Source organism: Streptomyces sp. NPDC046122 (assembly GCF_056429965.1).
On record NZ_JBWKLQ010000004.1, the window covers coordinates 347,292 to 360,440 of the forward strand.

Annotated in this window: 12 protein-coding genes; 7 read left to right on the forward strand and 5 right to left on the reverse strand. The window is 69.8% G+C overall.

Annotated features, from left to right (window positions below; translation table 11 throughout):
- Positions 1-9: 9 nt before the first annotated feature.
- A complete protein-coding gene (gene mgrA / locus AC07FK_RS14750) occupies positions 10-1,047 on the reverse strand; it encodes an L-glyceraldehyde 3-phosphate reductase (protein ID WP_479105252.1) in 1,038 nt (345 codons plus the stop codon).
- Between the two features lie 166 nt (positions 1,048-1,213).
- Here mgrA and AC07FK_RS14755 point away from each other — a divergent pair, with 166 nt between their 5' ends.
- The 5 genes from AC07FK_RS14755 to AC07FK_RS14775 all read left to right on the forward strand — a co-directional run bounded on the left by AC07FK_RS14755 (position 1,214) and on the right by AC07FK_RS14775 (position 7,009).
- A complete protein-coding gene (locus tag AC07FK_RS14755; RefSeq protein WP_479105253.1) occupies positions 1,214-1,975 on the forward strand; it encodes an isoprenyl transferase in 762 nt (253 codons plus the stop codon).
- Between the two features lie 360 nt (positions 1,976-2,335).
- On the forward strand, positions 2,336-3,658 hold the full coding sequence (locus AC07FK_RS14760) for a PhoH family protein (protein ID WP_479105254.1): 1,323 nt from the start codon (positions 2,336-2,338) through the stop codon (positions 3,656-3,658).
- Positions 3,659-4,052: 394 nt separating this feature from the next.
- Positions 4,053-4,790: an aggregation-promoting factor C-terminal-like domain-containing protein gene (locus AC07FK_RS14765; protein WP_479105255.1), complete on the forward strand. Its 738-nt coding sequence runs from the start codon at positions 4,053-4,055 to the stop codon at positions 4,788-4,790.
- Between the two features lie 126 nt (positions 4,791-4,916).
- Entirely contained in the window at positions 4,917-6,266 is a 1,350-nt protein-coding gene (locus tag AC07FK_RS14770) for an AI-2E family transporter (protein WP_479105256.1), read from the forward strand.
- The gene (locus AC07FK_RS14775) at positions 6,263-7,009 is read left to right on the forward strand and encodes a hypothetical protein (RefSeq protein ID WP_479105257.1); all 747 of its coding nucleotides are present in this window, start codon (positions 6,263-6,265) and stop codon (positions 7,007-7,009) included. The genes AC07FK_RS14770 and AC07FK_RS14775 overlap by 4 nt, the downstream gene beginning before the upstream one ends.
- A 65-nt stretch (positions 7,010-7,074) precedes the next feature.
- On the opposite strand, the gene AC07FK_RS14780 is transcribed toward AC07FK_RS14775, so the two are convergent.
- A complete protein-coding gene (locus tag AC07FK_RS14780; RefSeq protein ID WP_479105258.1) occupies positions 7,075-7,608 on the reverse strand; it encodes an alkyl hydroperoxide reductase in 534 nt (177 codons plus the stop codon).
- A gap of 5 nt (positions 7,609-7,613) precedes the next feature.
- Entirely contained in the window at positions 7,614-8,168 is a 555-nt protein-coding gene (locus AC07FK_RS14785) for a peroxiredoxin (RefSeq protein ID WP_453406250.1), read from the reverse strand.
- Between the two features lie 132 nt (positions 8,169-8,300).
- Between AC07FK_RS14785 and AC07FK_RS14790 the strand changes: the two genes are divergently transcribed.
- Complete coding sequence (locus AC07FK_RS14790) at positions 8,301-9,284, forward strand: hydrogen peroxide-inducible genes activator (protein WP_479105259.1); 984 nt, start codon at positions 8,301-8,303, stop codon at positions 9,282-9,284.
- A gap of 62 nt (positions 9,285-9,346) precedes the next feature.
- Here the strand turns inward: AC07FK_RS14790 and AC07FK_RS14795 are convergent, their stop codons facing one another.
- Together AC07FK_RS14795 and AC07FK_RS14800 are read right to left on the reverse strand one after the other, a co-directional pair.
- Positions 9,347-9,619, reverse strand: coding sequence for a type II toxin-antitoxin system antitoxin (locus AC07FK_RS14795; protein ID WP_479105260.1), 273 nt, complete (start codon positions 9,617-9,619; stop codon positions 9,347-9,349).
- Complete coding sequence (locus AC07FK_RS14800) at positions 9,616-10,545, reverse strand: SPFH domain-containing protein (protein WP_479105261.1); 930 nt, start codon at positions 10,543-10,545, stop codon at positions 9,616-9,618. The genes AC07FK_RS14795 and AC07FK_RS14800 overlap by 4 nt, the downstream gene beginning before the upstream one ends.
- 255 nt (positions 10,546-10,800) lie before the next feature.
- Between AC07FK_RS14800 and AC07FK_RS14805 the strand changes: the two genes are divergently transcribed.
- Positions 10,801-13,098: a transglycosylase domain-containing protein gene (locus AC07FK_RS14805; protein WP_479105262.1), complete on the forward strand. Its 2,298-nt coding sequence runs from the start codon at positions 10,801-10,803 to the stop codon at positions 13,096-13,098.
- The last annotated feature ends 51 nt before the right edge of the window (positions 13,099-13,149 follow it).

Consider the following 13,149-nt stretch of genomic DNA (forward strand, 5'->3'; position numbering starts at 1 on the left):
TCCGCACCGTCAGCCCCGCCCGGCCCAGATGTTCGTGCCGGCCGTGTCGACCGCGAAGGTGTCGATCTCCTTCAGCTCCTCGTCGGACAGCGCGGGTCCGCCCAGTGCCGCGACGTTCTCCTCCAGCTGCGCCACGCTCGACGCGCCGATCAGCGCCGATGTCATGCGCGGGTCGCGCAGTACCCAGGACAGCGCCAGCTGCGCGAGGGACTGGCCGCGCCGGCGCGCGATGTCGTTCAGCCCGTTGAGGCGGCGTACGACCTCCTCCGACAGCAGGCCGGGATCCAGCGACTTGCCCTGGGTGGCCCGCGAGCCCTCCGGGATGCCGTTCAGGTACTTGCCCGTGAGCAGGCCCTGCGCGAGCGGCACGAAGGCGATGCACCCCATGCCCGCCTCCTCCAGCGTGTCCAGCAGGCCGTCGTCCTCCGTCCAGCGGTTGATCATCGAGTACGACGGCTGGTGGATCAGCGCCGGCACGCCCATCTCCCGCAGCAGCCCGGCCGCCTCGGCCGTCTGCTCGGCGTTGTACGACGAGACGCCGGCGTACAGCGCCTTGCCCTGGCGCACCGCGGTGGCCAGCGCGCCCATCGTCTCCTCGAGCGGGGTCTCGGGGTCGAAGCGGTGGGAGTAGAAGATGTCGACGTGGTCGAGGCCCATCCGGGTCAGCGAGGCGTCCAGCGAGGACAGCAGGTACTTGCGCGAGCCCCACTCGCCGTACGGGCCGGGGTGCATGAGGTAGCCGGCCTTCGTGGAGATGATCAGCTCGTCCCGGTACGGGGTGAAGTCCTGCGCGAAGATCTTCCCGAAGTTCAGCTCGGCGGAGCCGGCCGGCGGGCCGTAGTTGTTCGCCAGGTCGAAGTGCGTCACGCCGAGGTCGAACGCGCGGCGCAGGATCGCGCGCTGGGCGTCCAGAGCCCGGTCGTCGCCGAAGTTGTGCCAGAGGCCGAGCGAGACGGCGGGCAGTTTGAGCCCGCTGCGGCCGGTGCGCCGGTACTCCATGGAGTCGTAGCGGTCACCGGCGGCGAGGTACAAAGGGGAATCAGTCACATTCCTCTCCTATCACGGACTTGTGACAGGCCGGGTTGGGCCGCCGAGACGCCCGCGCAGTAGTGTGGCCGCTTCGGGACCGCACGCGACCGGCTGGGAAAGCCGCGCGTGCCGGATCGGTCCCAGGGACGTACCGAACCCGCACGACGCCATGAGGTGAGACCCAGTGAACCTGCGCGACCTGGTGTACAGGCTCTACGCACGCCGGGTGGAAGGCCGCCTCGATCACGACCAGGTGCCCAAGCACATCGGTGTGATCCTCGACGGCAACCGGCGCTGGGCCAAGGCCTCCGGCGGCACCACCGAGCAGGGCCACAAGGCGGGCGCGAGCAAGATCCAGGAACTGCTCGGCTGGTGCGCGGAGACCGACGTCGAGGTCGTCACGCTCTGGATGCTCTCGACCGAGAACCTGGACCGCGCGGAGGCGGAGCTGACGCCGCTGCTGGGCATCATCGAGGGTGCGGTGCGCGATCTCGCCGCCGATGGCCGCTGGCGCGTGCACCACGTCGGCACGCTGGACGTGCTGCCCGCCCGTACCCAGTCCGTACTGAAGGAGGCCGAGCAGGCCACGGCCGGCAACGAGGGGATACTCGTCAACGTCGCCGTGGGCTACGGCGGCCGCCAGGAGATCGCCGACGCGGTCCGCTCGCTCCTGCTGGAGCACGCGCAGAAGGGCACCTCGCTTGAGGAGGTCGCCGAACTCGTCGACGTCGAGCGCATCTCGGAACACCTCTACACGCGCGGCCAGCCGGACCCGGACCTGGTGATCCGTACGAGTGGCGAGCAGCGGCTCTCGGGCTTCATGCTCTGGCAGAGCGCCCACTCGGAGTACTACTTCTGCGAAGTCTTCTGGCCCGCCTTCCGCAAGGTCGACTTCCTGCGCGCGCTGCGCGACTACGCGGCCCGCCACCGGCGTTACGGATCCTGACGCGGGGCCCTGCCCCGCCCGCCACCGGCGTTACGCGTCCTGACGCGGGCCCCGCCCCGACCGCCTCGCGAGCTCACCGGCCGCCCGGGAAGGTTCCCGGTTCACGACGTGTCATATGCCATGGCATGGTCACGCGCGTTCCAGGGAATACCCCTTCCAGGTCGACGTCCGGTCCACGGGCGCCGTATCTCAGTGAGCGGCAAGTCCGCTCGCCCGGGAGGCCCGTTGCACCAGGACGACCACGCGCTGAGTGTGGACGAAGCGGAGGGCCGGAGTTCGGCCCGCGCATCGTGGCCGAGTCCGGTTCCACCGCTCGCGACGCCGTCGCACCCGACCTCATCCGAGGGGGTACGTCCTTCCGTGGTGACCAGTACAAAGCGCCGCATGCCCGACAGGCGCACTTACGTTCTCGACACCAGCGTCCTGCTGGCCGACCCGAAAGCCATGACCCGGTTCGACGAGCACGAGGTCGTGCTCCCGATCGTCGTGGTCACGGAGTTGGAGGCCAAGAGGCACCATCCGGAACTCGGCTACTTCGCCCGGCAGGCCCTGCGTCTGCTCGACGACTGCCGCGTGCGGTACGGACGCCTCGACGCCCCCATCCCCGTGGGCGACCTGGGCGGAACGGTACGTGTCGAGCTCAACCACTCCGATCCCGGCGTGCTTCCGGCCGGCTATCGATTGGGGGACAACGACTCGAGGATCCTGGCGGTGGCACGCAACCTCCAGGCCGAGGGGTTCGACGTCACAGTCGTGTCGAAAGACCTGCCGCTGAGGATCAAGGCGTCCTCGGTCGGCCTGCTCGCCGAGGAGTACCGCGCCGAGCTCGCCATCACCGACTCCGGCTGGACCGGGATGGCGGAACTGTCCCTCTCGGCCGAGCAGGTGGACCTGCTCTACACCGAGGAGTCGGTCTACGAACCGGCCGCCGCCGACCTGCCCGTGCACACGGGTCTGGTCATCCAGTCCGAGCGCGGCAAGGCGCTGGGCCGGGTCACCGCCGAGGGGACGGTCAGACTCGTACGGGGCGACCGGGAGGCGTTCGGCATCCACGGGCGCAGCGCCGAGCAGCGGATAGCGCTGGACCTGCTGCTCGACCCGGACGTCGGGATCGTCTCGATGGGCGGCCGGGCGGGCACCGGGAAGTCGGCGCTGGCGCTCTGCGCGGGCCTGGAGGCCGTGCTGGAGCGCCGGCAGCACAAGAAGGTGATGGTCTTCCGGCCGCTGTACGCGGTCGGCGGCCAGGAGCTCGGCTACCTGCCGGGTTCCGAGTCCGAGAAGATGAGCCCCTGGGCGCAGGCGGTCTTCGACACGCTGTCGGCCGTGGCGGGCCGCGAGGTGATCGAGGAAGTGCTGGGGCGCGGCATGCTGGAAGTGCTGCCGCTCACGCACATCCGGGGCCGCTCGCTGCACGACGCGTTCGTGATCGTGGACGAGGCCCAGTCGCTGGAACGGAACGTCCTGTTGACCGTTCTGTCCCGGATCGGGGCGAATTCACGCGTGGTGCTGACCCACGACGTCGCTCAGCGCGACAACCTGCGGGTCGGCCGGTACGACGGAGTGGTCGCCGTCGTCGAGAAGTTGAAGGGCCATCCGCTCTTCGCCCATGTCACCCTCACTCGCTCGGAGCGGTCGCAGATCGCGGCGCTGGTGACCGAAATGCTGGAGGACGTGCACCTTTGATCCTGTAAGAGGGATAAGGCAGTTGGCGCCGTCCGGCAGAACGCAGGATCTTAGCCGGGCGGCGTCCTGCTGCGCTCAAGTTTCCGTAAAACTCCTGGCGTGAACGGCGTGTGAGCTTTCCCACGCGGCGGAGAATTGCTTACCGGCGTCGCCTTCCGGCAGAGTCTTGCTTCCGTCAGGCCCCGCATACGGCACACCCGCATCTTCAGTGATGCAGCACCACACAACTCAACAGCCGTCGCCGTATGCCGCCCGAGTCACCACGCGGCGCTCCCGCAAAGGAGTTGCCCACCGGGTCCGCGCCTCCCGTGGCCCAGCCACAGGGGAGGCCAGCGCCAGGGGCACGATTGCGTCCGCGAGGTCACCCGAGCGGGCACTGCTGGAAGGAAACCGTGTGAGCCGGATTTCGGTCCGGGGATTCGCCGTGGCTTCGGCTACCGCGGTCACCACTGTCGGCGCCGTTGTGGGCGTCGCCTCGGGCGACACTCAGCCCTCGAACGACAACTTCGAGGCGACCGCAGCCGACACGACGCTCCTCGCAGACATCCCTGCCGGCCAGCAGGCCCAGGTGCAGACCGCGTCCCTGACGCAGCAGGCCGACGCACAGGCCTACGCCGCCGACGTGAGCGCGAAGAAGTCCGCGGAGGAATCGGCCCGTCTTCAGGCCGCCAAGGACGCCAAGTCGAAGAAGGAAGCCGCCGAGGCGAAGGCCGAAGCGGAAGCCGAGGCGAAGGCGAAGGCCAAGGCCGAGGCCGAGGCCAAGGAGCGCGAGGAGAAGCAGGCCACGGCCAGCCGCTCCGCGACGCGTGACGCGTCCAGCTTCGCCGCCAAGGGTTCGTACACCGTCGCCGAGGTCCAGGCCATGGCGCGGCAGATGGTCCCCGGCGACCAGTTCCAGTGCTTCAGCAACATCGTGAACCACGAGTCCACGTGGAACTACCAGGCGCAGAACCCGTCGTCCGGTGCCTACGGCCTCGTGCAGGCGCTGCCCGGTTCCAAGATGTCGTCCGCGGGCGCCGACTGGCAGACCAACCCGGCCACCCAGATCAAGTGGGGCCTGAACTACATGGACGAGCGCTACGGCAGCCCCTGCGGCGCGTGGTCGTTCTGGCAGGCCAACCACTGGTACTAGATCCCAGCGGTCGCTCGACTTCGCGGAGCCCCTCACCGTCCTACGGTGAGGGGCTCCGCGCGTGTACCGTCGGGGGCGGGTCTCCCCGGGGGGAGCGAGCAGGTGACGGGGAGAAGAGGGAACGACATGGCAACACAGCCGCAGCCGGGATGGCTCAGTCGGACGGGCGCGAAACTCACCCGGCTGGGTGAGCTGCTCAACGAGCGCCGCGCCGCCGCCGAGGCGGAGGGCGTCGACGGCGCGGGCCCGCCGGGCGCGGCGTACGGAACGGGCGCCGCCGATGCCGGCGGCATCGACCACGTTCCGGCGCCGCCCTCGTACGCCCCCGCCGTCGCCGCGAGACCCGAGCCCGTCGACGCCGTCCCGTGGGGGATGCGCGTCGCGGCCGAGGCCGGCTGGCGGCTGCTCGTGCTGGCCGGCACGCTCTGGGTGCTGATGAAGGTCATCAGCGCCGTACAGCTGGTGGTCCTCGCCTTCGTCGCGGCCCTGCTCGTCACCGCGATGCTCCAACCGACGGTCGCCCGCCTGCGGCGGGTCGGGCTGCCGCGCGGACTCGCCACCGCCGTCACCGCGATCCTCGGCTTCGTGATCATGGGCCTGGTCGGCTGGTTCGTGGTGTGGCAGGTCATGGAGAACATCGACAACCTCTCCGAGCGGATCAAGGACGGCATCGAGGAGACCAAGCGCTGGCTCCTCAACAGCCCGTTCCACGTCACCGAGGACCAGATCAACGACATCGCGAAGAATCTGAGCGACGCGGTGGGCACCAATACCGAGGAGATCACCTCGGCGGGCCTCCAGGGCGTCACCGTGATGGTGGAGGTCCTCACCGGGATACTGCTCGCGATGTTCTCGACGCTCTTCCTGCTGTACGACGGGAAGCGCATCTGGCAGTGGACACTGCGGCTGGTGCCCGCGCAGGCCCGGCCCGGCGTCGCGGGCGCGGGGCCGCGCGCCTGGCGCACGCTCACGGCGTACGTGCGGGGCACGGTGATAGTCGCGCTGATCGACGCGATATTCATCGGCCTGGGGATCTGGTTCCTCGACGTGCCGATGGCCGTGCCGCTCGCCGTCTTCATCTTCCTGTTCGCGTTCATCCCGCTGGTCGGCGCGGTCATGTCGGGCGCGCTGGCCGTGGTGGTGGCGCTGGTGACCCAGGGCGTGTTCACGGCGCTGATGGTGCTGGTCGTCGTCCTGGCCGTGCAGCAGATCGAGGGCCATGTGCTCCAGCCGTTCATCCTCGGCCGCGCGGTACGGGTGCACCCGCTGGCCGTCGTCCTGGCGGTGGCGGCCGGCGGTCTGGTCGCCGGGATCGGCGGCGCGGTGGTGGCGGTGCCGCTGGTGGCGGTGACCAATACGGTGGTCGGCTACCTGCGGGCGTACAGCATGGAGGCGGCGCTGCGCGCGGCGGTGGAGCCGGGGCCGGTGCCCCAGCCCGCGGCGGAGCAGGGCGAGACGGCGGCGGTGCCGGAGTGATCTCCGAGCCGGAGATGGTGGGGGACTCCGCGGCCTGGCCGCAGGGCGAGACCGCGACGAGCGAGGACCGTTCCCCCGCACCGCGGGGCCGCAGGCCGTGGCTGTGGGCCGTGGGCGGCGCGGTGACGGCCTCGGTGGTGTGGGCGGGCGGGCTGTACGCGTACGGGCCGGGCGCCGGCGTCGACACGCGGGGCTACCGGGTGGCCGAGGGCCTGTGCGCGAAGGTGAAGCTGAGCGCCCTGACGGCGGAGCTCGGGAAGCGGGCCGCCGACCCGGACGAGGTCTTCGACGAGCACAGCGCCCTGGACAAGATCACGTGCGGCTACCACTACGACTCGCGGGCGAAGGCGGCGGAGGGCATCTCCGTGCAGTACAACGTCGAGGTCGTGCTGGAGACGCACAAGAAAACCGACCCGGAGCCGGAGTTCGAGGCGCTGGTCAACCAGCCCAACTGGCTCGACGGGCTGCCGTCCCGTCCCGAGGAGGTGCCCGCGCTCGGTGAGAAGGCGTTCCTGACCGGGATGGGCGACAACGAGGAACCGCGACTGCGGGTCCTGGACGGCGGAGCGGTGCTCTCCCTCACGGTCAGCTCCGCGGTGGCTTACGACGAGGACTACTACCTGGACCAGCCGCCCGACGCGGAGGACCCCACGCCGGACCTGTCGGGGATGCCGCCGCTCATGGTGGAGGACATGCGCGACCTCATGGCCGCCTTCCGGGGCGCGAGCAGCAGCGAAGCCTGAGCGGGTACGCCGGAGGGGCCCCGCGGACGTGATGTCCGCGGGCCCCCTCCTGTGCGTACTGCTGGTTACTCCGCCATGACGGCTTCGGAGTCGATCGTCACGCCGACGGCCTGGATCACCGAGGCGATCTTGATCGCTTCCTGGATGGTCTCGCGCTCGACGCCGGCCTTGCGCAGCACCTGCTCGTGCGAGTCGAGGCACTGGCCGCAGCCGTTGATCGCGGAGACCGCGAGCGACCACAGCTCGAAGTCGACCTTCTCGACGCCCGGGTTGCCGATGACGTTCATCCGCAGACCGGCGCGCAGCGTCCCGTACTCCGGGTCGGAGAGCAGGTGGCGCGTGCGGTAGAAGACGTTGTTCATCGCCATGATGGCGGCGGCGGACTTGGCCGCCTGGTACGCCTCGGGCTTGAGGTTGGCCTTGGCCTCCGGCTCCAGCTCGCGCAGCACCTTCGGCGAGCGCGACGCGATCGCGCAGGCGAGGACGGTGCCCCACAGCTGCTGCTGCGGGAGGTCGCTGTTGCCGATGACCGAGCCGAGGTTCAGGCGCAGGTCCTTGGCGTAGTCCGGTACGGCGGACTTCAGTTCGTCGAGTGCCATGTCAGTCACTCACCCGACAGCAGGGCGACGGGGTCGAGAGTGTTCTCGCCCTTGGTCCAGTTGCACGGGCACAGCTCGTCCGTCTGGAGCGCGTCGAGGACCCGGAGGACCTCCTTGGGGTTACGGCCCACGGAACCGGCGGTCACCATCGTGAACTGGATCTCGTTGTTCGGGTCGACGATGAAGACGGCGCGCTGGGCGAAGCCGTCCTCGCCCTCGATGCCGAGGTCACGCATGAGCTCGTGCTTCGAGTCGGCCAGCATCGGGAACGGCAGGTCGGTCAGGTCCGGGTGGTCCTTGCGCCAGGCGTGGTGCACGAACTCGGAGTCACCGGAGAAGCCGAGGATCTGCGCGTCACGGTCGGCGAACTCGTCGTTCAGCTTGCCGAAGGCGGCGATCTCGGTGGGGCAGACGAAGGTGAAGTCCTTGGGCCACGCGAAGACGACGCGCCACTTGCCCTCGTAGGACTTGTGGTTGATCTGCTCGAACTCCTTGCCGGACTCCAGGGAGACACAGGCAGTGAGGTCGTACGTGGGGAACTGGTCACCAACAGTGAGCACGCGCGCTCCTTGCAGAGAGGGAAATCCCCTTTGGGGAGATTCCGAGGGGTTGGACGGAGCCCCACAGTGACACAGGAAGCATTGATCGCAGAAATAGCTAGACTGGCTTGATCCGATCGGAGGTGGTTATCAGTGGCCAGTGGTAACGGGAGCGGCGGCGTCGGCGTGGCCGGCGTCAGGGCCAAGCAGCCCAGCCTGTCGCAGCTGCGCGCGTTCGCCGCCGTCGCGGAGTATCTGCACTTCAGGGACGCGGCCGCCGCGATCGGCATGAGCCAGCCGGCCCTGTCGGGGGCGGTCTCGGCGCTGGAGGACGCGCTAGGGGTGCAGCTCGTCGAGCGTACGACGCGCAAGGTGCTGCTGTCTCCGGCGGGGGAGCGGCTCGCGGTACGGGCGAGGGCCGTGCTGGACGCGGTGGGCGAGCTGATGGAGGAGGCGGAGGCGGTACGGGCGCCCTTCACGGGGGTCCTCCGGCTCGGGGTGATCCCGACGGTGGCGCCGTACCTGCTGCCGACCGTGCTCACGCTCGTGCACGAGCGGTATCCGGATCTGGACCTCCAGGTCCACGAGGAGCAGACGTCGTCGCTGCTGGAGGGGCTGGCGGCGGGACGGCTCGACCTGCTGCTGCTCGCGGTGCCGCTGGGGGTGCCCGGGGTGGCCGAACTGCCCCTGTTCGACGAGGACTTCGTGCTCGTGACGCCCCGGGACCACTGGCTCGGCGGGCGGGAGGACATCCCCCGCGAGGCGCTCAGGGAACTGCCTCTGCTGCTGCTCGACGAGGGGCACTGCCTGCGGGACCAGGCGCTCGACATCTGCCGGGAGGCGGGCCGCACCGGGGGCGCGCCCGTGACGACGACGGCGGCGGGTCTGTCGACCTTGGTCCAGCTCGTGGCCGGCGGGCTCGGCGTGACGCTGCTGCCGCGCACGGCGGTGACGGTGGAGACGGAACGCAACGACCGGCTGGTGACGGGGTATTTCGCCGATCCGGCGCCGTCGCGGCGGGTGGCGCTGGCGATGCGGACCGGGGCGGCGCGGCAGAGCGAGTTCGAGGCGTTCGCGCAGGCGCTGAAGGAGGCGATGCGGCGGCTGCCGGTGCGGGTGGTGGCGGGCGCGGGGTGAGCGGGGCGCGGCCCTGCGGGGCTCGATCCCGTCCCGGGACCGAGCCCCGCAAGTCCGCGCCGCTACGCCGGCGGGGGTTCCGGACCGGCTCCGCTTCCGGCGTCCGGCGACTTCGGGGGACGCCCGCGCCGGGGGATGGGGCCGGCGGCGCCGGGAAGGCGGCCGCTCTCCGACAGCGCGCGGCGCAGCAGGAACTCGATCTGCGCGTTCGCGCTGCGCAGCTCGTCCGACGCCCACCGGGCCAGCGCGTCGTACACAGCCGGATCCAGCCGCAGCAGCACCTGCTTGCGCTGCTGCTGCTGCGGCCGCTTCCGCTGCGGGGCCTCGTCCGTCACTGGTAGAGCGTGCCGGTGTTGAGCACGGGCTGCGCGGCCCGGTCGCCGCACAGCACCACCATGAGGTTGCTCACCATTGCCGCCCGGCGCTCGGAGTCCATCTCGACGATGTCCTGCTCGGTGATCCGGTTGAGCGCCATCTCGACCATGCCCACCGCGCCCTCGACGATCAGCTTGCGCGCCGCGACGACCGCCCCCGCCTGCTGGCGCTGGAGCATCGCCGAGGCGATCTCGGGTGCGTACGCCAGGTGTGTGAATCGGGACTCGATGATGTGGACCCCGGCCGCCTCGACGCGCGCGTGCAGCTCGACCGCCAGCTTCTCGGTGATCTCCTCGGCGTTGCCGCGCAGGGACAGGCCGTCCTCGTCGTGGGCGTCGTACGGGTACTCGATCGCGATGTGGCGTACGGCGGCCTCCGTCTGGGTGGCGACGAACTCGAGGAAGTCGTCGACCTCGAACGTCGCCTGCGCGGTGTCCTCCACCTTCCAGACCACGACCGCCGCCAGCTCGATCGGGTTGCCGTAGGCGTCGTTGACCTTGAGGACCGCGGTCTCGTGGTTCCTGATCCGGGTCGAGATCTTCGAGCGTGTGGTCAGCGGGTTGACCCAGCGCAGCCCGTCGGTGCGGATCGTGCCGCGGTAGCGGCCGAAGAGCTGGACGACCCGGGCCTCGCCCGGCGCCACCATGTTGAGGCCGCACATCGCGAAGAAGGCGGCGAAGGCGATCAGGATGCCGGTGACGACGAGTGCGACCTTGAGGCCGGTCGACGCCATGGTGGCGCCGGCCGCCACCAGGCCCGCCCCGGCGAGCAGGCCCAGGAGCCCGAGCAGCAGCGCGAGGCCGCCGCCGATGCTGTGCGCCGCGGTCTCGCGTACCCGTGGCGCGGGCATCTCGGGCAGGTCGGTGGGTGCGGACGTGCTGGTCATAGACATGTGGATCCCCCGGTTCCGTACGGCGTGACGCCGACTCGACTGCTTAGCAAAGTGATATCACTTTTTTCAGTACCGTAAACCCGTGCGCGCGTGTTGGCAACCTTGGAGCCCTCTCATGAGTCGGTTCCAGTGAGACGGGTGCTGATTGTCACGTACGGAAAAGACCGGATCAGCCGTCCTTTGTCCGCAGGTGCGGTGTTAGCTTTCTGAGCTGACATCCGGGGGCTCGATGAGCGGAGTTACGGAGTAATGGGCAGAGCGGAAGCGCGAAAGGACCGGAAGCGCGGCGCGCGCCAGGCGAAGAAGGCGGGAGGCATACGCCGCTTCTTCACGTGGAAGAAGGTGCTGGGCACCTTCTTCGGCCTCTGCCTGCTCATGATGGGCGTCTTCGTCGCGCTCTACATCTGGGTGCCGGTGCCGGCGGCCAACGCCGAGGCCAAGCTCCAGAGCAACGTCTACAAGTACAGCAACGGCGACATCATGGCCCGGTCGGGCAAGCGCAACCGCGAGATCCTGCCGCTCGCCAAGATCCCCAAGGAGGTCCAGACGGCCTTCGTCGCCGCCGAGAACCAGAACTTCTACAAGGACTCCGGCGTCGACTTCAAGGGGACCGCGCGCGGCCTGCTCAACACCGTCAGGGGCAAGGGCAAGCAGGGTGGCTCCACGATCACCCAGCAGTACGTCAAGAACTACTACCTGACCCAGGACCAGACGGTCAGCCGCAAGCTCAGGGAGCTTGTGATCTCCATCAAGGTGGACCGGAAGTACAAGAAGCAGGAGATCCTGGCCGGGTATCTCAACACCAGCTACTTCGGACGCGGCGCGTACGGCATCCAGGCCGCGGCCCAGGCGTACTACAGCGTCGACGCCGAGGAGCTGAGCGTCTCGCAGGGCGCCTACCTCGCGGCGCTCCTCCAGGCCCCCAGCCAGTACGACTGGGCGGTGGCGAGCCCCACCAGCAGGAAGCTCGTCAAGGAGCGCTGGAACTACGTGCTCGACAACATGGTCGAGATGAACGAGCTCGACACGGCCGGACGCGCCGCCCAGGTGTTCGACATACCGGAGAAGCCGAAGGGCGCCGCCGGCATGGAGGGCCAGACCGGCTACATGGTCGAGGCCGCGAAGGCCGAGCTGAAGAAGCAGGGCGTCACCGAGGCCGATTTCGACGCGGGCGGCTGGACGATCACGCTCAACATCGACAAGAAGCGTCAGAAGGCGCTGGAGAAGGCGGTCGACCGCCAGCTGGAGTCCAAGCTCGACCGCGAGAAGAGCAAGGTCGACGCCACGCTCCAGGCCGGCGCGACCTCGGTGGATCCGAAGACCGGCAGGATCGTCGCGCTGTACGGCGGCCAGGACGCCACCAAGCACTGGATATCCAACGCCCAGCGCTCCGACTACCAGCCGGCCTCGACCTTCAAGCCCGTCGTCCTCGCCGCCGCCCTGGAGAGCAACTCCAAGACGCAGGACCGCACGCCGATCACTCCCGGCACCATCTACGACGGCACCAGCAAGCGTCCCGTCAAGGGCAGCGCCACCCCCTTCTCACCGCAGAACGACCTGGGCAAGAGCTACGGACCCATCACGGTCCAGCAGGCCATGAACAGCTCGGTCAACTCCGTCTTCGCGCAGATGCTCGTCGACGTCGGCGCGCCGCGCGTCAAGGAGACCGCGCTCGACATGGGCATGGAGGACAAGGGCGGCTTCGACGAGCGTCCTGCCATGTCCCTGGGTGTGATGGGCGCCAGTACGACGGACATGGCGAGCGTCTACGCGACGCTCGACAACCACGGCAAGAAGATCACGCCGACCATCGTGAAGTCCGCCGAGCACAAGGACCGCGAGGGCGGCAGGGTCGACCTGCCGGAGCCGGCGGCCGAGCAGGTCATCGACCGCTCGACGGCGGACAGCGTGACCAAGGTGCTCACCGGAGTCGTCAGAAGCGGTACCGGCACCCGGGCGAGCAACCCCAACTACAACGCGGCGGGCAAGACCGGTACGTCGGAGAAGAACCGCTCCGCCTGGTTCGTCGGCTACACCCCCGAACTGTCCACCGCGGTCGCCATCTTCGGTGAGTCCCCGGACGGCGGCAAGCAGGTCTCGCTGACCGGTACGGCCAACGCCGGCCGCGCCAGCGGCGGCGGCTTCCCCGCCATGATCTGGTCGGACTACACCCTCGGCGCCCTCGGCGGCGGCTCCGACGCCGACTTCGACCTGGAGATCGACCCGGACGACGCCTACGTGCCCCCGCCGAGCGACAGCCCGGACCCGACCCCCAAGCCGAGCAAGACCCCGGCCACCCCGAGCAAGACGCCGACGACGCCGAGCACCCCGACGACGACGCCGTCCTCCACCCCGCCGACGACGACGCCGCCCGCCACGCCCTCGACGTCGTCGCCGCCGCCGATCACGATCGGCCCGCCGGACCCGGGCGGTGACACCGGCGGCTCCGACGGCGGAGCGGACGGCGGTTCCGGCGGAGGGGACGACGGAGGCGCTGACGGCGGAGCGGACGGCGGCGCCGAGGACGGCTTCCTGCCCCGCCCCTGACCGGCGGAACACGACTGCGGCGGGCACCCCCGGGTGCCCGCCGCAGTCGTA

Coding starts and splice junctions, on each gene's coding strand:
- AC07FK_RS14800 (WP_479105261.1), bottom strand. CDS start 10,545: ATGACCAGCACGTCCGCACCCACCGACCTGCCCGAGATGCCCGCGCCA.
- AC07FK_RS14780 (WP_479105258.1), bottom strand. CDS start 7,608: ATGGCACTCGACGAACTGAAGTCCGCCGTACCGGACTACGCCAAGGAC.
- AC07FK_RS14805 (WP_479105262.1), top strand. CDS start 10,801: ATGGGCAGAGCGGAAGCGCGAAAGGACCGGAAGCGCGGCGCGCGCCAG.
- AC07FK_RS14770 (WP_479105256.1), top strand. CDS start 4,917: ATGGCAACACAGCCGCAGCCGGGATGGCTCAGTCGGACGGGCGCGAAA.